The sequence below is a fragment of the Methanoregula boonei 6A8 genome, from assembly GCF_000017625.1.
In the GTDB taxonomy this organism is placed as follows: domain Archaea; phylum Halobacteriota; class Methanomicrobia; order Methanomicrobiales; family Methanospirillaceae; genus Methanoregula; species Methanoregula boonei.
On sequence record NC_009712.1, the window covers coordinates 1,062,151 to 1,083,933 of the forward strand.

Annotated in this window: 22 protein-coding genes; 6 read left to right on the forward strand and 16 right to left on the reverse strand. The window is 53.3% G+C overall.

All coding sequences use genetic code 11. The annotated features are described in order from the left end of the window. Positions 1 to 184: 184 nt before the first annotated feature. From MBOO_RS14065 to MBOO_RS05605, 4 genes are all read right to left on the reverse strand, one after another. On the reverse strand, positions 185 to 637 hold the full coding sequence (locus MBOO_RS14065) for a hypothetical protein (RefSeq protein WP_052291896.1): 453 nt from the start codon (positions 635 to 637) through the stop codon (positions 185 to 187). A gap of 359 nt (positions 638 to 996) precedes the next feature. Then, on the reverse strand, positions 997 to 1,203 hold the full coding sequence (locus MBOO_RS05595) for a histone family protein (RefSeq protein WP_012106616.1): 207 nt from the start codon (positions 1,201 to 1,203) through the stop codon (positions 997 to 999). Positions 1,204 to 1,398: 195 nt separating this feature from the next. Then, positions 1,399 to 2,163 (reverse strand): methanogenesis marker protein Mmp4/MtxX, encoded by a 765-nt coding sequence (gene mtxX, locus MBOO_RS05600; protein ID WP_012106617.1) that lies wholly within the window; start codon positions 2,161 to 2,163, stop codon positions 1,399 to 1,401. Continuing rightward, the gene (locus MBOO_RS05605; RefSeq protein WP_012106618.1) at positions 2,148 to 3,164 is read right to left on the reverse strand and encodes a methanogenesis marker 2 protein; all 1,017 of its coding nucleotides are present in this window, start codon (positions 3,162 to 3,164) and stop codon (positions 2,148 to 2,150) included. The genes mtxX and MBOO_RS05605 overlap by 16 nt, the downstream gene beginning before the upstream one ends. 96 nt (positions 3,165 to 3,260) lie before the next feature. Between MBOO_RS05605 and MBOO_RS05610 the strand changes: the two genes are divergently transcribed. Continuing rightward, positions 3,261 to 4,706, forward strand: a complete 1,446-nt coding sequence (locus MBOO_RS05610; RefSeq protein ID WP_012106619.1) for a replication factor C large subunit — start codon at positions 3,261 to 3,263, stop codon at positions 4,704 to 4,706. On the opposite strand, the gene MBOO_RS05615 is transcribed toward MBOO_RS05610, so the two are convergent. After that, positions 4,683 to 5,105, reverse strand: coding sequence for a UPF0146 family protein (locus tag MBOO_RS05615; RefSeq protein ID WP_012106620.1), 423 nt, complete (start codon positions 5,103 to 5,105; stop codon positions 4,683 to 4,685). The two genes, MBOO_RS05610 and MBOO_RS05615, sit on opposite strands and share 24 nt — an antisense overlap. 16 nt (positions 5,106 to 5,121) lie before the next feature. Here MBOO_RS05615 and MBOO_RS05620 point away from each other — a divergent pair, with 16 nt between their 5' ends. Then, complete coding sequence (locus MBOO_RS05620) at positions 5,122 to 5,673, forward strand: archaemetzincin family Zn-dependent metalloprotease (RefSeq protein WP_012106621.1); 552 nt, start codon at positions 5,122 to 5,124, stop codon at positions 5,671 to 5,673. Between the two features lie 26 nt (positions 5,674 to 5,699). Here MBOO_RS05620 and MBOO_RS05625 read toward each other — a convergent pair whose 3' ends face one another. Beyond that, positions 5,700 to 6,290, reverse strand: coding sequence for a hypothetical protein (locus MBOO_RS05625; RefSeq protein ID WP_048068317.1), 591 nt, complete (start codon positions 6,288 to 6,290; stop codon positions 5,700 to 5,702). 141 nt (positions 6,291 to 6,431) lie between these two features. Then, positions 6,432 to 7,007: an RDD family protein gene (locus MBOO_RS05630; RefSeq protein ID WP_012106623.1), complete on the reverse strand. Its 576-nt coding sequence runs from the start codon at positions 7,005 to 7,007 to the stop codon at positions 6,432 to 6,434. A gap of 141 nt (positions 7,008 to 7,148) precedes the next feature. On the opposite strand from MBOO_RS05630, the gene MBOO_RS05635 reads away from it, so the two are divergent. Further along, positions 7,149 to 8,231: a hypothetical protein gene (locus tag MBOO_RS05635; RefSeq protein ID WP_012106624.1), complete on the forward strand. Its 1,083-nt coding sequence runs from the start codon at positions 7,149 to 7,151 to the stop codon at positions 8,229 to 8,231. Positions 8,232 to 8,286: 55 nt separating this feature from the next. Here MBOO_RS05635 and MBOO_RS05640 read toward each other — a convergent pair whose 3' ends face one another. Then, a complete protein-coding gene (locus tag MBOO_RS05640; protein WP_012106625.1) occupies positions 8,287 to 9,171 on the reverse strand; it encodes an MBL fold metallo-hydrolase in 885 nt (294 codons plus the stop codon). Between the two features lie 133 nt (positions 9,172 to 9,304). On the opposite strand from MBOO_RS05640, the gene MBOO_RS05645 reads away from it, so the two are divergent. After that, positions 9,305 to 9,682 (forward strand): winged helix-turn-helix transcriptional regulator, encoded by a 378-nt coding sequence (locus MBOO_RS05645; RefSeq protein WP_012106626.1) that lies wholly within the window; start codon positions 9,305 to 9,307, stop codon positions 9,680 to 9,682. Positions 9,683 to 9,884: 202 nt separating this feature from the next. On the opposite strand, the gene MBOO_RS05650 is transcribed toward MBOO_RS05645, so the two are convergent. The 3 genes from MBOO_RS05650 to MBOO_RS05660 all read right to left on the reverse strand — a co-directional run bounded on the left by MBOO_RS05650 (position 9,885) and on the right by MBOO_RS05660 (position 10,725). Further along, positions 9,885 to 10,073, reverse strand: coding sequence for a tautomerase family protein (locus MBOO_RS05650; RefSeq protein WP_012106627.1), 189 nt, complete (start codon positions 10,071 to 10,073; stop codon positions 9,885 to 9,887). 137 nt (positions 10,074 to 10,210) lie between these two features. After that, positions 10,211 to 10,546, reverse strand: coding sequence for a type II toxin-antitoxin system PemK/MazF family toxin (locus MBOO_RS05655; protein ID WP_012106628.1), 336 nt, complete (start codon positions 10,544 to 10,546; stop codon positions 10,211 to 10,213). Continuing rightward, the gene (locus tag MBOO_RS05660; protein ID WP_048068318.1) at positions 10,531 to 10,725 is read right to left on the reverse strand and encodes a hypothetical protein; all 195 of its coding nucleotides are present in this window, start codon (positions 10,723 to 10,725) and stop codon (positions 10,531 to 10,533) included. The genes MBOO_RS05655 and MBOO_RS05660 overlap by 16 nt, the downstream gene beginning before the upstream one ends. A gap of 155 nt (positions 10,726 to 10,880) precedes the next feature. Between MBOO_RS05660 and uvrA the strand changes: the two genes are divergently transcribed. Next, complete coding sequence (gene uvrA / locus MBOO_RS05665) at positions 10,881 to 13,691, forward strand: excinuclease ABC subunit UvrA (RefSeq protein WP_012106629.1); 2,811 nt, start codon at positions 10,881 to 10,883, stop codon at positions 13,689 to 13,691. A gap of 94 nt (positions 13,692 to 13,785) precedes the next feature. Here uvrA and MBOO_RS05670 read toward each other — a convergent pair whose 3' ends face one another. The 5 genes from MBOO_RS05670 to MBOO_RS05695 all read right to left on the reverse strand — a co-directional run bounded on the left by MBOO_RS05670 (position 13,786) and on the right by MBOO_RS05695 (position 21,356). Continuing rightward, positions 13,786 to 14,820, reverse strand: a complete 1,035-nt coding sequence (locus MBOO_RS05670; protein ID WP_048068319.1) for a hypothetical protein — start codon at positions 14,818 to 14,820, stop codon at positions 13,786 to 13,788. A 1,213-nt stretch (positions 14,821 to 16,033) separates the two neighbouring features. After that, positions 16,034 to 17,794, reverse strand: coding sequence for a bifunctional metallophosphatase/5'-nucleotidase (locus MBOO_RS05680; protein WP_157677610.1), 1,761 nt, complete (start codon positions 17,792 to 17,794; stop codon positions 16,034 to 16,036). Positions 17,795 to 18,183: 389 nt separating this feature from the next. Beyond that, positions 18,184 to 19,311: a hypothetical protein gene (locus tag MBOO_RS05685; protein WP_012106632.1), complete on the reverse strand. Its 1,128-nt coding sequence runs from the start codon at positions 19,309 to 19,311 to the stop codon at positions 18,184 to 18,186. A gap of 516 nt (positions 19,312 to 19,827) precedes the next feature. After that, positions 19,828 to 20,004 (reverse strand): hypothetical protein, encoded by a 177-nt coding sequence (locus MBOO_RS13860; protein ID WP_198324450.1) that lies wholly within the window; start codon positions 20,002 to 20,004, stop codon positions 19,828 to 19,830. 944 nt (positions 20,005 to 20,948) lie between these two features. Continuing rightward, a complete protein-coding gene (locus MBOO_RS05695) occupies positions 20,949 to 21,356 on the reverse strand; it encodes a winged helix-turn-helix domain-containing protein (RefSeq protein WP_012106634.1) in 408 nt (135 codons plus the stop codon). Between the two features lie 148 nt (positions 21,357 to 21,504). Here MBOO_RS05695 and groES point away from each other — a divergent pair, with 148 nt between their 5' ends. Continuing rightward, complete coding sequence (gene groES / locus MBOO_RS05700) at positions 21,505 to 21,777, forward strand: co-chaperone GroES (protein ID WP_012106635.1); 273 nt, start codon at positions 21,505 to 21,507, stop codon at positions 21,775 to 21,777. The last annotated feature ends 6 nt before the right edge of the window (positions 21,778 to 21,783 follow it).

Consider the following 21,783-nt stretch of genomic DNA (forward strand, 5'->3'; position numbering starts at 1 on the left):
TGCATCCCATCCGACTTTAATCTCACCCTGTTTTTAATTGCATTCCCGAACCAGTTTTCAGGCGGCTACTGGGGTTTTGGGTTAATGCATCCCGATCAATTATTTGCCGGCAGGTCGTTTGCGGGCGCCCGGGAGATTGACTGACCGGTACACGCTTTTTTATTTGTTCTTTCCTAGCCGGTTTTTAAAAAGCTCCGCCCGTGTTGAGGAGCTGGTTAAAATTACCCGTGTCCAGCGAGGAAAACTGTGACATCATGGGCTCGACGACCATGACATAGATAAGTACGAGCCCGATGACAACAACGGCTATGGCAAACACGACAAAAAGGACCACATGCAGCATCCGCATCTCGCAAAACGGGATCTCACCGGTGTTCATCTTTCCTGCCGTTTTATGCGCATCGTACATTGCATAGAGCCAGACGATAAGACCGGGAATGAGAAGGATGACCAGACCCACGCAGGTCGCAATAAAGAGGGCAAAGCCCTTTGCCGTCTGCCCGTTGTAGACCTGCCCGAGACCAGGAAGGAGCGTAGAACAGGCCCCGGCGATTAATGTACTCTTCTGCTCCCGCGCCGGAACCGGCACAGAATATCCACCATATACGGGATATCCGGCCGGGGCTTTCCCGTCCATGCGGGTACCGCATCCGCTGCAGAAACGGGGGGATGCCTCATCAGATATTTTACCGCAGTGCGGGCATACCATGGGCATACAGGTATTCCGGATTGAGATTGATCCAAGCAGGGTAAAAAGACTTGCCCGCCAGATACGGGAGGTATCCGGATCGGAAAGCCGTACCTAAGATCCGGCACAGTACGTAACTCCGGGAATGGTGGGAACCAAACGCAGAAATCAGGTGGCCCCTACGTGGTGAAGATGAGATACGATATGACCGTGTTTCGCTGTCTCAAAATACTGCATCCGCAAAATCAGACCGTCACAGAATCGTTCCCCGCACGGACTTTGCGGAGTCGGGAAGAAAAAAGAGTTGATCAGTTGGACTTGGATGCGAGATCAACATCTTCTTTCTTGATGGTCTTTCGGCCTGCGTGCTCGGCAAGCTTGTTTGCTTCCTTGGTGAGCTGGGCAATGTATTTCTCAGCCTTTACCACAAGAGCCTCTGCAGCATCGCTGCCCACTCTTTCGGCTCCGTTCTTCTTTGCAATGCGTACAACTGCGGCGATTGGTAAATCTGCCATTTTTCTTACCTCAAAAAGAAAGTCTATTGGCACGTATAAAAACCTTGTGGGAAAATCCGCCAATTTGGCTGGTAAAACGATATCGGAAGGCATGGAGAACCGCTCGGACGAAATGCGTCAGGAATTTCGCAGAATAATTTTTATTGGCTTAAAATGCTTTATTTTGAAAAAAAAGGCGTTTTAAACAATTAAATTTTATTCCAACAATGATGCTGCGAGCATTAGCGCATTCGTGTAATCCGGTTGGGCGCGCGAGGTATCCACGAAAATTTTATCGATATTTGCCACGGGCGCCCCATGGCTGGAACCGGCACCCAGGAACGTGAGGGTGCGGAAGACAAGGTTCCCGGAGATCCCGTCCGGGGCTATGATAAGGCCACATGATTTGACCGCATCCTCAATGAGGATCTCGCAGTGCACTGCCCCGGAAAGCCGGGCAACAAGCTCTGCATCGGCCATACTCTGGTCCACCCGCTCGTGCCGGCCGACATCGCCAAGCCTTCCTCCCGAGAGTACTCCCACTTTCTCCGGCAGGCCGAGCAGTCGGGCGATCGTTCTGCCTTTACCGATCAGCGCCAGCTTGCCGGCTACTGTCCACCCTTCGTCAATTCCTACGGGGGCAAAAAGGAATTTTCTTCCACGTGCGGTCTCAAGGAGGGCGATCCGCTCCAGGCTATTGACACCGGCCGCATCTTTGAGTGCCTGAAGGGTGGCATTGGCCGGAAGCGTGCCCCGGATAGCCGCATCGATCGTACCATTCATGAGATCCGAGACGAGTGCAGATTCGGGTTTTTCACTCTCATGCAACCGGACATTGTCGTGGCCGGCTGGCACCGCAACTGTTCCTGGCCAAGTATAACAGACTATGTTGCAGGGGATCCTCACCCGGCATGCACTCTCAATAACTTTTTCCGGTTCGGCTCCCGCCCCGATCCCAATGGTTCTTACTGCTGCCGGCATGAGGCCTCACCGGGCGGAAGGCAGGTGATCCCGTTCTCGATAAAATCAAAGACCTGCGCCTCGTCCCCGTCGTACCGGATCCGGAGCCGGCGTGTTGCATCCACTGTGCCGATGTCATGGGCGGTCATGCCAACCGCTGCAAAACGCCGGACAAGTTCGTCAACGTTTTGTTTTCGTGCAGTCAGGATAAAACCCATCCCCGGGTACATCTTGACCCACTGCTCAAACGTCATGGCGTTTGCCGCAAGATCGGGTTTGGGTACCTTCCCGAGATCGATCTCGGCACCCCTGCCGCTCACCTCAAGGAGCATCCCCAGCGTCCCGATCAGGCCCGGGTTGCTGATGTCCTTTCCTGCTGTGACCAGATGGTCTTTTCCGATCTCTTCAAGAAGGGCGATCTGTGCACGTACATATGCTGCCGTTTTCATAGTCACCGAGTCCCAGTTGAGGGCGCACGAGGGGTGGACACGGCCGGAAAGGTCAATGGCTGCAAGGATATGGTCGCCTTCCTGTGCCGTGTTGGAATAGATAATGGAATCGAGCCGTGCAGATCCGAGAATCGAGACATCGATCACGCTGTACGGTGCATCCGGGTGAAGGTGGCCGCCGACGATCGGTACGCCAAACTGGGCTGAGGCATCGTGCATGCCCTTTACCACCTGCTCGTGGATATGGGTGTTTTTCGGCATGGAAAAGACGTCCACCATCGCGATCGGCCGCCCACCCATGGCAGCGATATCGTGGATGTTGACCAGCACCGAGCAGTAGCCGGCCCAGTACGGGTCGGCTTCCATGAGCCGGCTCCAGATGCCATCGGCTGCAAGGAGCAGGGCCTCTCCGTTGTGCTCGATCACCGCGGCATCCTCGCCAAAGGAAGCAATGACCTGAGGTGCATCGATCCAGAGGGCTTTTACCATCTCTCCGATGGCATGTTTCCGCTTTACGCCTTCGTATTCCCTGACCACGTGCGCGATCTTCTTGGTGGAACAGTCAGAAACCACACTTGTCACCCGGCTATGCACCACTTACCAAAATGCTGTACGCTATTGTGGGCTCATCAGAGATAATTTATTTGATACGGGGTCGACAGCTGTGGTATGGAGTGGGCAGAGAAGTACCGGCCTGAGCACCTCGCGGATATTGTGGGAAACACAAGTGCTGTGCGCCAGATGGCCGACTGGGCAAAAACCTGGACTGCACGCTCAAAGCCTCTTCTCCTGTATGGCAAGCCCGGCATCGGCAAAACCTCGAGCGTTTACGCGCTCGCCCGGGATATGAACTGGGACGTAATCGAGCTCAATGCAAGCGATCAGCGGACGGCAGCCGTGATCGAGCGCATTGCCGGCGCGGGGAGCACGACAGCAAGCCTGACCGGTTCGGCACGGAAACTCATCATCATGGACGAGGCCGACAACCTGCAGGGGACTGCAGACCGGGGCGGGGCAAAGGCAATCCTTGAGTGCATCAAAAACGCCCGGCAACCCATTGTCCTGATCGCAAACGACCTCTACGGGCTCGCCGCCGAGCTCCGCCTGCGCTGCGAGCCGGTCCAGTTCAGGGCGCTCCCGGCACGTTCGATTGCCCCCCGGCTCAAGTACATCTGTTCCTCCGAGAAAATTGCATGTTCAGAGTCCGCGGTTCACGAAATTGCCGAGAGCGCGGAAGGGGATATGCGCTCGGCAGTAAACATGCTCTATGCCTCAGCCATCGGCAGGCAGTCGCTTGATGGAAAAAACGTGCATACCTCCCAGAAAGACGAGCGGGTCTCGATCTTCTCCCTTGTTACCGCTGTCTTCGGGAAGACCTCAGATGAGGAACTCATAAGGCTCTCCCGGGATGTGGACGAGTTCCCTGAGGATATCGAGCAGTGGGTGGAGGGGAGCGTGCATACCATTACCGATCCGGCTGGGCTTGGTCTGGCCTACCGCTCCCTCTCGCGGGCAGACGAGTACATCGGTTACACGTACCGCCGGCAGTACCACACGCTCTGGCGGTACGCAACAGCGGTGATGCTGCTTGGTGTTGCCGATGCTTCGGCGGGAAAAGGCATCCATTCCCGGATCCTCCCCCCCGAACGCTGGCAGAAGATGTCCGTGGCAAAGAAACAGAAGGCCATCCGTGCCGCGGTGCTCTCGCGCCTGGCTGCAACCATGCAGCTCCCGCAGGCGACCCTGCGGGAAAAGTACATGGACATCATCACCCTGCTTGTGGACCTCGACCCGGAGACGTTTGCCCGCGAACTTGCGCTGGATGCCGACGGGCTCAACTTCTTTTTAAATGACAAGTCCCGGGCACAGGAGATCCTAAAGTCTCTTGCAAAGGTGGAACGGGAGAAGGAGCCGGAGCCAAAGAAGAAGGGCAGGAAAAAAGCGGAGAGCCCCGCAAAGGATGCCGATCCGGCCCCTGCCGTGGACCCGGTCCCAAAAGAAGAGCTGCCGGTCAAATCCGCACCGGAAGAGCGGCCCGCCGATCCCCCGGCACCGGAGGAGCCCGGCAGGAAAACCGTGGCCCACAACCAGTCAACGCTCTTTGACGGGTTCTGATCGGTGCCGGTAATAATAGTGCAGTTTCACGCCGCAGTCGACAATTGTACCCCCGTCCCCGTAGGATTCAAAGCCAAGATGGTAGACCACAAGATCGCAATCCAGTTTTTTGGCAAGATCGATCAGCGGGGGGATCATCTCTTCTGCCGGGCGGATGGCATACAGGACATCGGCACCGGAGTACAGGGAGAGATCGGGCTCGAAGATATCGTCCCGGGCAAAGGGCAGCCACGTGGGCAGGTTGCAGGCGCGGACATCTCTGGCCCGGACCGGAATGCCGGCCTCATGGATGCACTGCGCAGCATCGGGGTTGCTTCCCACCCCGATCTCGACGGGGTTTGTGTAGTGTTGTGCGATATACACCCCGCAGCAGTGCTCAATATGTTTATAGCCGGCCATCCAATACAATTGAGCGATGCGGCTCCATATTTTTTGGGATCAGCTCTCTCCGGAAGGTTTGCAGCTCCCTGCCGGGCGGATGATCGCGGCAGTCACCGGCCTATCGGCGGTCGTGGTAGAGAACCCCGTGCGGATCATGGGTTTTGTGAATGCCCGAAAACAGATCGATGCCCAGGTGCAGCTGGACCACCTTGCGGCGTACAAGCACCAGCACCGGATTACCGATCCCATCCTGCTCGTGGTCAGCCAGGACCTTTTCAATGCCGGCCACTCTGCCCTTTTTGGCCTTGCCCGGGAACAGACCGGGGTAGCCGTGATATCGACTGCCCGGCTTGCAAATGAATACTATGGGCGTGAGCCGTCCGATGATGCCCTGATAGACCGGATCGTGACCGAGGGGGCCCATGAGGCTGGCCATCTCCTGGGGCTGGGCCACTGCACAAACCGCGAGTGTATCATGTTCTGCCCGGACACGCTCGATGAGCTTGACGGGAAAAAGAAGGAATTCTGTGCTGCCTGCCGGGTGAAACTCGAAGAAAAACTCCAGCCACAGATCGACCAGATCTGATACTCACCACTCTTTTTTTGGGATACTCACACGGGCATAGGCAGGATCTCAATCTCCATGGTGCTGATCTTCTCGTACACCCGTTTACGCCGGAGGATCGGCCAGAGCTCGTACAGGAGCGTAGTGACCGGCTGCCACATTGCCACCCAGCCGGTGATCAGGAGCGCATAGGAGACAAGCTGGGCGGCAAACGAGTCGTTTGCCGTTGCAACAATCTGGCTTGCTATCAGGGCAATGGCAAGAAATGAGAGCCCGATAATAAGGCTGTACCGCCCGAACCGGAACCGTGCCCGGAATTTCCGTTCCGTCACCAGCATCCGGTAGCGGAAATGGTTGTGGATGGCAGGAATAATCTTCTTTGCCTCTTCAGTCCCGGCCAGGGCGGCCGGAAGGTAGATATGGATCATGAATTTTGTTTTTGTCGGAAAATCCTGGACCGTATCCACAATGTAGGATTCCGCTTCTGTGTCAAGCTCCTTTTCATAGAACGGGGCAGGGTCAAAGGAGTTGAAGAGCTGGAGCACGGTGTTGAGCTTGATCTCGATTAATACCCTGCCGTCCTTCTGGCGGTACATCGATTCTATATCGGGTACCGGATTTGGAGGAGCGGATGTCATAGTCTCCCGTACAGCGGCTGAACCAATAAAGTCTGCGAAGGAGGCCACACCGAACCCACAATCCCGCCCGGATACCCGGGAGACTTTGTCCAAATACAACGATTCACGGCTGGAAAAAATAGGTTGGCAGCAGTGCCCCGTTTACTCTTTTTCTTTTACGTACTGGATACCTTCAGGCTCCCGGTAATCGGTCTTGATCACAATGGTGTTGGAAATCCGGTTAAAGACCCTCAGCTTGGTCTCGGGCATGGCAAGCCACCCGATCAGGCAGTCGAGTGCAAGGATCGGGATAAATGCCTTGCCCAGGCTTTCGATGGCGGCCGTCCCCCAGTGGATCCGTGTCCCATCGCGGTTCACGACACGGATGTTGAGCACCATCTTTCCGATCGACTGCCCTTTGTAACTCTCAAATATGGTCCAGTACAGGAAGAAGAAGAGTGTCTCAAGCCCGAGATCGAAGATGCCCCAGTGCTGGTAGTCCCAGAGAAAATGAAGGGTCCAGAACGGTTCTAGGATGCCGCGGATGATATTGAGGAACAGGACGATCAGGATGACATCGATCAGCCAGGCCCAGAAACGGGTAGACCAGTTTGCCAGGTGCAGGGTCTTTGCGGGTTCCAGCCGAGGGCGCTCTTCATCCCCTGCCGGGGGGGACTGGGTTTCGGTTGCGGGGACGGGGTCCGGCAACGGGGTCGTTCCCGGAAATGCAGCTGCCATAACAGCCTCTCTATATGCCTCCCGGGAGAATGAAGGTTTCCAAGTCCGGAAGCATCGCGGCAACCGGACCGGTGAGCAACCCTTTTTATGTGAAGGTATAATATTTACCAAAAACAGGCGGAATCAGGAAGGAAGAAGATTATGACCGAATCTGTCATCACCGAATTTGCCGGAAACGAGCGCGAGAAGCTCAGCCGGGTGTACCGGTACAGCCCCGGGGGGGTCAGGGTACTGGACAGCCACGATGTCACAAAGAGGCTGTACAAATTCGACCCTGCCACCACCACGATGACGGAGAACGATCCGGCACAGCCAAATAAGATCCTGCGCCGGTTTGTCTTTGACAATTACGGAATGCTCGAAGAGACCTTCTCGTTTGGGAACCCTCCCCGGACCTACCGGTACGAGGCCGGGGGCCGGCAGATCGTGATGCGGGAAGGTGGCGATTATGGTGCCGTGGGAAAGACCTATTCCTTTGAGGGCAACGGAGTTGCCGAAACCGCTTTTGGGCGCGACGGCAGCATAGAGCGGGTCTATGCCTTTGATCCCAAAAATGAGACGATCATCATCCGCAGGGGAGGGTGGTACGGCGATATCGAACGGCGGCTGGTTTTCGAACGTCTGGATGTATCGGTCTTCTGCGAGCCTGAGGCATTCCTCCAGTTCCTGATGTTTACCGAGAAGAGCCAGCGGGAGACGGACGCGGAGATCGATGAAGAAGTGGCAAAGATCCGGAGCAGTTCCGGATCCGGCAGCCGGTACGCGTACACAGGTCCCCGGCACACATCGGATGATACCGGGCGGCCCGCGGGGATATCCGTTGAACGCTCCCGCATTGCACCGGGCCGGGCACCTGCATCCCGGGCAGCATCGCGGGACGATAGCGGCATTGATTTTATCCCTGATGCGGATTCGTCGCGCGACCTCCCCCGGGGTCCGCCCGGGGCCCGCGTGCAGAGCACATCAATCCCGATCGAAGAACGGTTCCGGAGCATGCGGGACGAAGACCAGAGACTTACCACAGGAAGAAGTGCAAGCATCCCTCTTGACGAGCGCTTCCGGAGTTCCCGGGAAGAGGACCGGACGCTCACGAAAGGAAGGAGTGCCAGCATCCCGCTCGAAGAACGCTTCGGGAACGAAGAGAATGATAAGGATGAGCTTACGCCCGGGAGAAGCACCCAGATCTCTTACGAAGAGCGCAGGAAAGGGAGCCGGCTGCAGTAAGCCGGGGATCTTTCCCCCTTTTGCCGGATAGCGATTCGCCCGGCTTTATCCTGTTTTAGCAGAATTTCCACTTGAAACTATTACCTGTACGCGTGACACGCCCTGCGGAAGTACCGGCAAAATGCGAACTGAAATACAGGGCATGCCGGTCCGCGAGATAGTCCAGTACCCACTTCCGTGAGGCACGGGCCTTTTCTGTATCCTCGCAGTACACAGAATTCCATTCAGGACGGTATACCTGAACGGGGTGATGCATGACATCACCGCCAAAAAGAGCTTCTTCCCCGTTTGAAGTTAGGCCAACTGCCATCTGGCCGGGGCTGTGCCCCGGTACGGGATACAGGGAAACTCCCTCAAGAAACTCTGTCCCGTCCGGGAGAACGATCTCGGCCTGTCCTGCATGGATCACCGGAAGAACACTGTCTTTGTATATGATGAATTTGACACGGTTCTTCTCCGGGTAATTTTCCGGGTCGGAATAGTGTCTCTGCTCGGCCTTTGAGAAAACGTATGTTGCATTGGGGAAGGTAGGTTCCCACACGCCATCAACGAGGCGGGTGTTCCATCCTACATGATCCACGTGAAGATGCGTTAAGATGACATAATCCACCATCTCCGGCGTCACACCTGCAGCTTTGAGCCGTTCAAGGTAGGGTGTGTTCAATCGGTTAAGCCGGGGAAACCAGACGCGTTCTTTATCGTTTCCTGTTGCCGTGTCGATGAGGATCGTATGCTGTCTTGTCCTGATAAGCCAGGTATGGATACTCTGGATGACATGCGTCCGTGTCTGATCCATGTTTTCGGGGACCAGCCAGTGTTCGTGTTCCAAAAGAAAAGCCGGGTCCCATTGGGGATACAGGTACTCCGGGCTGTTTGAATCGAGAATAAGTTCCGGTATTTTGGTGATTGTGGCGTTGCCCACGTGATATACCCTGTCCATGGAAGTTTCAACCCGGTGCCCGTCGCTTTTGTCAGGGCGTTATTCCTGCGTGTGGACGATTATGGTCCTTACAGTATCAAAAGATGCGCAGTTTGCACAATCGTATATACTATTATTGAAGATAGTTTTGGACATGCCACGCTCGTCCCCGGTCGGCACATGCCCGATCCAGATCTCGCTCTCTGTTATCGGTGGAAAGTGGAAGCCGATTATCCTCTGGTTTCTCAAAGACGAACCGGTCAGGTTTTCCGGGATCCAGAAAAAGATCCCGGGGATTACCCAGATGATGCTTGCAAAACAGCTCAGGGAGCTTGTGGCCGACGGGATGATCGAACGGACGGTCTATCCCGAGGTCCCTCCACGGGTCGATTACGCCATCACGGATGATGGCCGTTCGGCCCTTCCCGTTCTTGTGGCATTGAATGAATGGGGCAATGAGTACCAGAAACGGAAGTACGGGAACTGGAGCCAGAAATGTGCGGACACGTTTCGTGACGACCCGGAAGAATAGGCCGTCGCTAACTGTATATGGTAACTGAATGGGTACTGGGGAATTATCTGGTTATTCCGGGATTTATTTTGGGTGGGATCTGCGGATCTCACCCGCATTTTTCCCGATGTTTAAAATTTTTCATGGCGCCCGGAAGAATTCCAGACCCGGGGTACCGTGGGATATCCTTTGAGTAATCCCGGCAGACCCGGATGAAAAAAGATTAGTGTTCGTCGCAGCGGAGCACGCCGCCATGGCCGATGTCTTCGAGACTGTGCTCGTCGATCATGATCGTAACCAGATCCGGTTCGATCTTGAGCGTTGAGACAAGGGTGTTTGTGAATTCCTTGACGATTTTGCGTTTCTGTTCTGTGGTCCAGCCTTTGCGCATCTTGAGAATAACGACGGGCATAATCGCACCTTAACTTAAGATATCTGAACGTATGCTATTTACTCCCTCGCGTTCGGATCGGATGTGGAAGAGATGGCCGGGGCGGACCCGGAGAGATCGCGGTCAAATCCCGGAACAAGGGGCACGGATATGCAGCCTTATTTTTCCCGGAGGATTTCAACAACCCGATCGACAATTGCCCTTATTGTTTCATCCTTCAGGTAACCTGCGACATACTGGACAATCCGTGTATCGGCTGTAAAAATCCTGGCAGGCCGGATATTGCTCTCCTGCTGGAGGGATCCGGACGAGAAATCGCCATCACCGATTAAAATTGCATGGCGATCGGACAGCAGCCTGCTGGTTATCTGGCAAAGGATAACATTATCACCATCAGGTGTGGCAAGGACAAGAGCGGGGTGTTTCTTTGCGCTGCTTAAGTCCGAAAAAGGAAACAAAACGACAACAACGTCGCCCTTTACAAGTCCGCCCATGCCTCGTCTTCCTCGGGACGCAACCAGTCCTTTTTCAGGGAAGATTCGCTGGCAAGAGCGGTATCACTGATCAATTTGCCGGCTTTCTTCTTCTTTTCCCGGATAAAATCAAGGATCTCACGATAGAGCTGGCGCGGCACCTGGTGTAATTCCCTGATAATCTGTTCCTCAACTTCCATGGGGCAGTCTCATGTTTTTGAGGTTTCTCTGATCAATCCATTATGCGAGAAAGATAATCAGGTTTCCTGTTCAGGAGGGCGGTTCTCCTCTTTCACTTTCGTGCCCCGAACTGAACCGCTTTATATGCCGGAGCTGAGTCTCTGAGCACGTATCCATGAAAAACATCATCATCAAAGGTGCACGCCAGCACAACCTCAAAAATATCAATGTCGAGATCCCGCGTGACAAGCTTGTCGTGATAACCGGGGTTTCCGGCTCCGGCAAATCGACGCTTGCATTCGATACGCTCTATGCCGAAGGTCAGCGGCGGTATGTCGAATCCCTCTCGTCCTATGCCCGGCAGTTCCTCGGGATGATGCAGAAGCCCGATGTGGATTCCATCGAAGGGCTCTCACCTGCCATCTCCATCGAGCAGAAGACCACGTCCAAGAACCCCCGCTCGACCGTGGGGACGACGACCGAGATCTACGATTACCTCCGTCTGCTCTTTGCCCGGATCGGGACGCCGTACTGCCCCGAGCACAATATCCCGATTGCCGCCCAGAGCCCGGACCGGATCGCCGACCAGATCGCTGCTGAGCACCCGGGCCAGGTCACGGTCCTTGCCCCGATTGTCCGGCAGAAGAAGGGGACGTACCAGCAGCTCCTCAAAGACCTGAATAAGGAAGGCTACGCCCGGGTCCGGCTGAACGGAAAAATAATCCGCACCGATGAAGAGATTACGCTCGACCGGTACAAGAAGCACGACATCGAGGTCGTGATCGACCGGCTCGAAACCACCGACCGGGCCCGGCTCGCTGAAGCGGTCGAGAACACGCTCAAAAAATCCGGTGGGCTCGTGCTCGTAGCGGACGAAGAGGGAAAGGAATCTACGTACTCCTCGCTTCTCGCCTGCCCGGTCTGCGGCCTTGCCTTTGAGGAACTCCAGCCGCGGATGTTCTCGTTTAACAGCCCCTTTGGCGCCTGCGACGAATGCCACGGGCTTGGCGTCAAGATGGAGTTTGACGCTGACCTCATTATCCCGGACAAGAACCGGTGCATAGCCGATGGTGCAGTTGCCCCGTACCGGAACCCGATGGACGGTTTCCGGGGCCAGTACCTGGCAACGGTTGCAAAACATTTCGGTTTCTCGGTACTTACACCCATCAAAGATCTGACCGAAGAGCAGTACAATGCCCTGATGTTCGGCTCGACCGAAAAGATGCACTTCTCGATGAGCATGAAAAACGGCGACGCCCAGTGGTCACACAACGGTGAGTGGGAAGGGCTCCTCCCGCAGACCGCCCGGCTCTATTCGCAGACCCAGTCCGAGTGGCGGAAGCGGGAACTTGAAGGCTACATGCGGGTCTTTCCCTGCCCGGCCTGCAAGGGAAAAAGGCTCAAGGACAAGGTGCTCGCGGTCCGGATTGATGGCAAATCGATCATTGATGTGACCGATCTCTCGGTCTCCGGCTGCATCGCGTACTTCTCCGGCCTCCGGCTCACCGAGAAGGAGGAAGGCATTGCCCGGCAGATCATCAAGGAGATCCGGTCCCGGTTGCTCTTTTTGGAAAAAGTCGGGCTCGGATACCTCACGCTCTCGCGGAATGCCGGGACGCTCTCGGGCGGCGAAGCGCAGCGGATCCGGCTTGCCACCCAGATCGGCTCGAACCTGATGGGCGTGCTCTACGTGCTCGACGAACCGTCCATCGGGCTTCACCAGCGGGACAACCGGAAACTTATCGAGACGCTACGGACGCTCCGCGATATTGGGAATACGCTGATCGTGGTGGAGCACGACGAGGACATGATTCGCTCGGCCGATCACGTGATCGATATCGGGCCCGGCGCCGGGCTCCACGGCGGTGAGGTGGTGGCAGAAGGCACACCGCAGCAGATCGAGAAGAACAAAAAGTCCCTCACCGGCCTGTATCTTGCCGGGAAAAAGAAGATCGATGTGCCGGAGAAACGCCGGAAAGCTGCGAAGTACATCACGGTCAAAGGCTGTAAGGAGAACAACCTGAAAAACATCGATGTAAAGATCCCGATCGGTCTTTTTTCGGTGGTGACCGGCGTCTCCGGGTCGGGCAAGTCAACGCTTGTCTACGATACGCTCTACAAGGGCATGATGCAGAAACTGTACGGCTCGCGGGAGCAGGCCGGGGCGCATAAGGAGATCGTGTTCGATTCCGAGATCGACAAGGTGATCGTGATCGACCAGAGCCCGATCGGCCGGACACCACGCTCGAACCCGGCAACGTATACCAAACTCTTCGATGAGATCCGCACCATTTTTGCTGATACAAAAGAAGCAAAGATGCGGGGCTACAAGGCGGGCCGTTTCTCGTTTAACCTCAAAGGCGGGCGCTGCGAGGCTTGCGAGGGCGACGGCCTCATCAAGATCGAGATGAACTTCCTGCCAGACGTGTATATCGAGTGCGAGGAGTGCAAGGGGAAGCGCTACAACCGCGAGACGCTAGAAGTGAAGTACAAGGGCAGGTCGATCTCCGATGTGCTGGACATGAGCGTGGAGGAAGCCCTTGCCCTCTTCGAGAACATTCCCTCGATCCAGAGCAAGCTCGAGATGCTCACCCGGGTCGGCCTCGGGTACGTGAAGCTCGGCCAGAGTGCGACTACACTCTCTGGCGGAGAAGCACAGCGGATCAAGCTCACCCGGGAGCTCGCAAAGAGGGCGACCGGGAAGACCCTTTACCTGCTCGACGAGCCGACCACCGGGCTCCACTTCGACGACACAAAGAAACTGATCAAGGTGCTTGACGATCTTGTGGAGAAGGGCAACACGGTCGTGGTGATCGAGCACAACCTGGACGTGATCAAGTCGGCCGATTACCTCATCGATATCGGCCCCGAGGGCGGGGATGCCGGCGGCGAGATCGTGGCGACCGGGACACCGGAGAAGGTGGCTCTCGTCCAGAAGAGTTATACGGGGCAGTTTTTGAAGGGGATGATTGGGGGGAGGGTGTAGGGGAATTTTCTCGTTCTCTGTTTTTCATAAAGGATTGGATTACTTCTTCAATCAAAAACTGCAAGCCAAACTGTATTAAGATTATAGAAGATCATCACTTCGGCAAGGGAGTTTGCCACAGTAACTGTCTTTTCATCACATAATTTTTATGAGATTCACCTCGAAGAGATTCAGGGATCCAAGTATTAATTTTACGGGGTATATCGATTGCTTTTTGAAGTAAATCGCGTGCTTGTTGTTCTGTTAATGGTGGCGATGATGAATTTAGTCTTGCAACCCCTTCATGAACGAATTGATTTCTTACGTTTCTTAACTCCGAAAAACCTTTCCATAACTCATTTTCTTCTTTAAGAGAATGTCCTGTAAACACCTTTAGGAGGATATCATATTGATCCTTTACACTTGGCTGTAATTCGAGTTTGTCGTTCCGAATGGATATCCATTTCCAAAAATCGATGGAGATTTGACTTTGTTTTCCTGCCAACTTGTTGAGGAGTCCACTTATAAACACTTCTAATCCTACGTTAGCTAAAACAATACTCGGCCCAATTTGAGGTAATTCATCGATTGCGTCGAGAAGTAAATACTCCCATCCCAAAGTTCCCACAATTTCAAAATAATCGGAGGAATATGAAAAGGAATCATTCCAAATTTCTTTATTTATCGCAGGTGAGTTTATATTATAAAGTTCTAAAAATTTTGTTCGAAATTTTCCATTTTCCTCATGAAGTACAGAGCCATCGTCATTTAAATATTGAATTTTACTAAATGTCGAAAATAGAGACACTGGATGAATTTGCGGTGATTGTATCACCCATTTTAAACGCATTAAAAAGAAATTTAATGCGAATTCTATAACGTCGAGCGGAGGATCTAATTTTAGAGAGGCAGTTATATTTCTATTAAATGCATCCTTATGAAAGATCATTGTAACAGTATTGCATAATATAGCATCTCGATCATCGAGTTTTGCAATGACGGGATCCTTTTTTGTCGCAAAGTCTGCATTACGGCTTAACGGTAAAAAATCTATATTGTAACCTGATCTTTCAATAGAATAAATCTGATAATCTTCATTAACCGGGCTGAGAATATCAAACGGAATATGTACATCAACACGGGAGATCATTTTTACCAACCAATCTTTTAATTTATATTCATCACATTATGAATTCTTGTTTTTATGCTGCAAATACCATTGAGAAAAGATATTACCCTCGCTGGACCGTCCACCAGCATGCCCATCTCCGGTAATTGATCCGCCGCGGGGGCGCCCCTTCGGGAGCGGCGGCACTCCTCACTCGTGGGGATATGGGGGCGACAGCCCCCATCTTCCTGATCATTTTCCAAAGTCTGGCGGATCCGTACCGCCACCCGCTCTTTTCCGTAAAAGTTCGGGTCGCAAGCTGGCATTTCTAAAAAAAGATCGATCACCCTGTTGAAGATTTAAGGAAATGTGTCACTCAGCTGCTGAGGATTTCTAAAAATCTGCACCTCCGTTGACAGGGATTTTTTAGAAAAGTCCGGTCCGGGTCTGGGCAATTACGGGGAATCATCGCCCTGCCCATGAAAGGGGGTATACCCCCACCCCCCACATCGTCCCACATCACTTACCCCCATCCGGGCCCGAATTGAGCCCGGATGACCCTTTTCCGGGGCATCATCGGAGCCCGTATCGGGCTCCGTTTAAATCAAATCCCAAATCTGCCGTTTTTCGACAATCGGACGATTTTAATGAGCCTCATAAAGGCCCTTTCCTGCCCTGATCTCACCTCAAACTGGCATTTGTTCATTCCCGGAAAAAGAGGCCGCTATTGCCCGATTATGGGCATTATATGGGGTTCAATTTGGGCGTATTTTGGCAAATGGAGGTTTTTAAACGGATAAATTATTGGGTGAAAGAATCGGGGCCCGATTTGGGCTTATTTTCCCCTATAACACCTATACCGCATTCAGGAGCCGGTTTTGGTTTGCCGAGGTGGAGGCAAATGAGATCTCTGCCCATGCCTTATCGATCAACTCAGCTGGTCCTGGTTCGGAGATTACTGGAATTTGCCTCCAGGTCCACCTCGACTCAACAGATTCCTGTCATTCCATAAACCGGATGCGAGTCGTATTAAGGCATCGGGAAACGTGGGAGGGAGGAAAATCTCACGCGGGGAAAAGAAGAGTTTAGCCGGGTATGGAGTGGCGGGGGGACGCTCAAATGATGATGAGGCCGCCCCCCTTTTTTTTAAGTGGGCGTACCTTGCAGCAGCGGATTCATGCAGCCCGGAGTGCATGCCATTGCCCCACATCCTGAGAGTACCCGAAGGTGATCCGACGCCGGACCGGTTGGCGTTTTAATTGATCCGCTGGATCCTTCCGTCAATGGTCACGTTCACCGGTTGCGGCAATGCCTTCACATAGGCAACAAGTGCATCGACATCGGTCGTCCCGTAACTCATGTTCGATCCCTGCCCAAATGTCGTGTACCCGTCATCGCCCAGCGTAACGGTATCGACTGTTGCCACCGTGTAGGTTGCGTTCGGGTTGAGCGGGACTCCGTTTACCGACACGGAGATCACTTTGCTTCCGGCAGGTTGTGCCGCATCGTAGGTATAGGAAAGTCCCGAGACAATGAGATTGCTGGAAGGAAGCGGCGCCTGCCATTGCTGTTCGAGCGTCTGTTTGATCTGTTCGCCCGACATGGTCATTGCCATGAGCGTCCCGGCATTCGGCTGGACATTGTACAGGTCCATCCAGGTAATTGGCCCCTCTGAGATATTTGCAAAAACATCACCGGAAGTATCAAATGCCACATCTGTTTTCATCGTTGCCCGCTCTTCGTCTGCCACCAGGTCTCCCATTGCCGATTCCCCGGCACTGTTCCGGGCAATCGTAATATTTCCCGCTGCCGTTCCAATTACCTGATTTTCAACCGGATTAACGGCATTTTGGGCCTCGTTAAGGAGTGCAGTGGCAGCAGGGTCCGGGCTGGTGCCGGGAGCCTGGTCTGCATAGGTCGTGACAATCTGTGCGGATTTCCCCACGACTTCTCCGGTGGACCGGTCTATGGTGAGATCGATATCGCCATACCCCCTGCCGTACATGTACGCCTGCGTGACAAGCACAGGTTTTCCGGCGGAGTCGTTCAGGTAGATATTGGTAAACTCATGGGTATGGGCGGAGAGTACTACGTCAACTGCCGGGTCAAGCCGGGAAACAATCCCGGCTACCCGCTCGTCGCCCTGTGTCTGCAGGGTTGCGTTTCCTTCCGTGGGCCCTTCGTAGGGAGTCTGGTTCCCGCCTTCGTGAAGGAGGACAACGATCGCGTGCACGCCCTGCGCCTGGATCTCCGGGATGTACTGGTTTATGGAATCGGCCTCATCCCGGAAAGTCAGGTTTGCAACATTGGCTGATGTCGTGAGATTGGGTGTAGAGATCGTATCTGCACCAATGAATGCAATGGTCACGCCATCGACCGTTCGCAGGGTATAGGGTGGCAGGACCGGGGTGTTGTTTGCGGTCCAGACCACATTTGAGGAGACATAATCGATTTTCGAACCCGGGTACGGATCCACGATGTGCGTGATATTTGTTGCCCCGTTCCCCCCGTTAATCATTCTCAGCACTTCCGGCACTCCGTTATTGAACTCCTGGTTTCCCAGTGTTGCCACCATATTACAGGAAACACTGGGAGAGTTCGATCCGATGGTACAGTACTGGTTTGCAAAACTGTTGAAAAACAGCATGCTAGGCTCGTCCAAGAGCAGCCCGGAGACCGGTGGCGCCGACCCGATCACATCCCCGGGCAGGGCAATGATGGTGCCGTCTGCTTTTTCGGATGCAATTGCTGCCTTAAGATAGGATGCAAGAACCGGCGCACTCCCGACCGGGCGGTTGTTCATGATCTGCCCCGCTGCCATGTGCCCGTGGAAATCGTTTACCTCAAGAATCTGTATATGGACCGTTGCGTTTGTATGAGGTGCCGGTGCAGTCCCGCCCGGAAACCCTGAAAACAAAGCCAGTGCCAGTATGAGAATACAGAGAACGCAAAGCCCCGCGAGGATTTGCACCTTTACCGGGATCCTCTCCCGCCATGAACCTGGTGTTGATGCCACAGGTAATTCTTGAGGGAAAAAGGGGATAAGTCTTCTGTTATGTGAAAAAAAGGTGCAGGTATTCTCCCTGTCCTCCCGGGAGATGGCATGCCGGATACGAACAACGCGTTTTTTAAGGACAAATGTGGCGGTATACCCCGGCCAAAAAGATCCGGCATGCGCTCATATCCGGCAGCCGGGCAGCACGTTATGCTGCATGGCGAATCCCGGGAACCGCTATGAGGGCAAAAATGCACAAAAAAGAGAGAGTCTTTCCTGTCATTTGCCCGGATGATCCGGAACAGATAGAAAGCCGGGTCTTTAGTCCCCGTCGCCAAGATCTGCAGAAAAACAAAAATGAGGTGTCCCGGAGTATTCTCCGGCGGCTCCTCCAGGAGAATCACCGGTCTTTACAGTGGTTTCCCGCTTGCGTACTTCAGTGCATGATGCTTCCCGTCGTAATACGCGATCCCCGGATTACCGGTGGAGTCAAACGCGAGGGAGGAATCAGAGCCAACCCCGCCTTTGTCAACCGTACTTGGCACCCATTTCTGTGTAGCCTGATCCCGGGTGGCAAAGCGCAGTTCCCCTCTTGAGATATCGTAGTAACTGATGGAGGGCTGGTCATGATACATGGCAAGCGACGGATGCCATCCGGTATCCCCATCCTGGTCTACGATCTCCGTGATCCATTCCTTCCCGTCCCAGAATGCATACATGAGTTCCTTACGGGTCTTATCAAAGTAGGCGATATGCGGGTTCTTTTCAGAGTCCAGTGCAAGTGACAGGATGCACCCGGCATTCTTTGCCATGTCTCCGCCTCTGCCCTCTGTGTTTGCCACCATTCTTGTGCTCCACTTCCCGGGAGTATCCTGGTACCCGTATGCAATGTAACCGGAATCCATGCCATTGAGGTATGCAATGTGCGGCAATCCGGATGAGTCCAGTACCATCGACGAATCGTACCCGAGAATTTTAGGATCCGGTGTTACACTTGTCCAGACGGTGCCGTTCCTTGTTGCATACTCAAGGAGGGTGTCATAATTTCCCTTTCCGTTGTTGTACGATATATGCGGCGTACCGGCGGAATCGATAGCGAGCGAGGAATAAGTACCAATGTCTGCATGACCGGAGTCGCTTGCAACCGTTTCGGTGGTCCAGCCCCCGTTCAGGTGCGCATACATCAGCTTCCCGTCATGGTCGCCGTCACCGTAACTTATCCCGGGGTTCCCTTCCGGGTCCAGGGCCAGTGACGTTGTGTGGGTTGAGCGGGAATCGGCTACGGCTCCATTAGTCCAGCTGCCATCAACTACGGCTGCATACCTGATTTGCTTGTTCTCATCATCGTAATAACTGATATGCGGGTTACCGGCCGGATCTATTGCCAGGGAATTGTGCTGGCCGACATCGCTTGAAGTCATATCCACGGTCCCTGTAGTCCACACCTCATGGGCCATCACCGGGCAGGCTGCCATAAGCAGCAGGAAAATGATCGCGGATATAAATCCGGTTCTTGAGAGAAAATACCTGTATTTCATTGTCGTTCACCTTGGATCGCACTCTTTTGCGCCAGTCACGGTTGCGCGTCATCGTTCATGCGATGGAGAATCGTATTTGCGAAAAAGGACATAAGTCCGTCGTTGAGCGAAAAAAATTTTCAGTTAACTGTATGCAATCCCCCACAATATCTTCCCATGATAACTCAGGTCCGATCCGGTTTCCGGATTCTTCTCCTCCCGATTTTTTCACTCTAAAATCTCCCTTTTTATTCCCCTCAGTTTTTTCCTCATTTTTCCTTTATTCAGGTAAACAGAAAATCATCTTTTGAATTTTCCCGGAACTAATATCCCGGAAAATACGGGCCGGACACGGACCGGATCACCGGAGCCGGATTAAATCTGATCGGGATCAATTTCACGCGCTTTCAGATGTGGACTAAACACACACAGTATAATCCTTTAACCTGTGTATTTCTCCAAAAATGTTCAGGTCACGGTTGAAGAAATATGTCGCATTGCTGTCGGAAATCCCGTAAATTTTGACCATATGTATGCTTACGGATTTCTTCCCCATTTCAGGTTGTACCGTGGGACCCAGAATGCGAAGTTTATCGCTATTACTACGACTTCTAATATGCTGACTTCAAGAACGAAGTCCGGTGCAAGATGCATTATGCCGTAAAACTCTATCACATTCACGACAATAATTGCAACGGTAGCAACGACAAGCATTCGTGCAGGGAAACTTATTTTGGGAGAAATCATATTCGATACTATACGTCATTGTGCTATTAAGACTGGTTTTTAAATAGGAATTTTAGACCCTGCTCTGTTCAGCAGCTGAAGATTTCAAAAAAAGTCCGATTCGCAACCCGGCAATTTTCAAAAAAAAAAGTTCGATCCCTCACCTCCCTTCCTCAATTTTGGTGGTCTGCAAAAAATTGGCGGACTCCTTTAAATTAAAGTAAATAGGGGTGCCATTGTTTTTCCGGATTCCTGTCCGGTGCTTCACGTAGCTTTTCAACCGCAAAGGGCCGCACACTCTCCCCGGGTTTTCTCCGTCGTAGAAAATCCGCCCCGGAATTCAGTTTTTGGGCAAATCCGGCTCCGTATTATCGTCCGATCCACATGTCCGAAATTTCGTGCCCTTATGTGGCCCTGTTTGCCAAAATACGCCCAAATTGAACCCCATATAATGCCCATAATCGGGCAATAGCGGCCTTTTTTCGGCCTCTTTTTCCGGAAATAAACAAATGCCAGTTTGAGGTGAGATCAGGGCAGGAAAGGGCCTTTATGAGGCTCATTAAAATCGTCCGATTGCCAAAATAAAGCCAATATGGGCTCTGATTAAAAAGGAGCCCGATACGGGCTTTTTTTTGATCGAAAAAGGGTCGTCGGAGCCCATATCGGGCCCGGATTAGGGTAACTCAGTAACCCTCCCTGAACCCCGGATACGGCAGTGCAGGTATCCCTTTTCCCCTGTTATCCGCTTAAAACATTCACCGGGATTTTCCGGTTTTTCTGCTCTTCCGGAAAAAGCCGGGCGCGGCTGCTGAAATTTCTCAAAAAAGTTTGCTGGAGTTACCAGGATTTTTGAAATTCGTTCAACCGCATTGCCGAACTTTTCAAAAAATTCGCTTGAATATATCAGACTTCCGGGAAAAACCCGGCGCCACTTACTCCCTTCGGGTCCCATATTCCCGGTCGATCCCGTCTGCCACGCTTTCGAGATCGTCAAACATCCGGAGCGCATCTTTTCTGAGCTCCTGCACCATTGACCGGAGCGTGCTGCCCCGCAGATAGATCAGTTTCCGGTGCCGGTACAGGATGCCGGCATCGATCAGGTTCCGGATGTGATGGTTTACCCGGGAGGGAGTAATGTTAAGATCGGCGGCTATCTGCTCCACCGGTACCCCCTCGCCCGTGGGGCGGTGATCAAGCAGCGTGACGATCACCTGGGTTGCCACCCGGTCCGTGTCCCGCCCCTCACCGATCCCAAACGAATGGAAGAACCAGTGGATCTCCTCGTCCTCACCGGGTGCCAGGGGCCGGTCCACCTGTCGGATCACGATCTGCCGGATCATATCTCTTCCACTGTTATCGCCAAAATAATTTAAACTTTTTCTCTATTTTCTCAAAAAAGTTCAAATCATATCTACAATTTTCACAATTTTTAAATATTTTAGAAGCCCATACTAGTGACATACCACAAATACGTGTGAGGTAATACGAATGGCGATTGTTCCCATAGGAGAACGGGTCTTAATCCGGCCCAAAGAAGCCGAAGAAGTAACAAAGAGCGGGATTTACATTCCCGAAACCGCCCAGGAAAAGAAAAAAGAAGGGACGGTCATTGCCATCGGAACCAAAGATGACGGAAAGCCGCTCCCTCTCAAGGCGGGCGACCATGTCATTTATGGCGGGTACAGTGCGGACAAAGTCGAGATAGACAACGAGAATTACGTCTTTGTACCGTTCAAGGACGTGCTCGCGAAGATCGAGTGAGGTGAG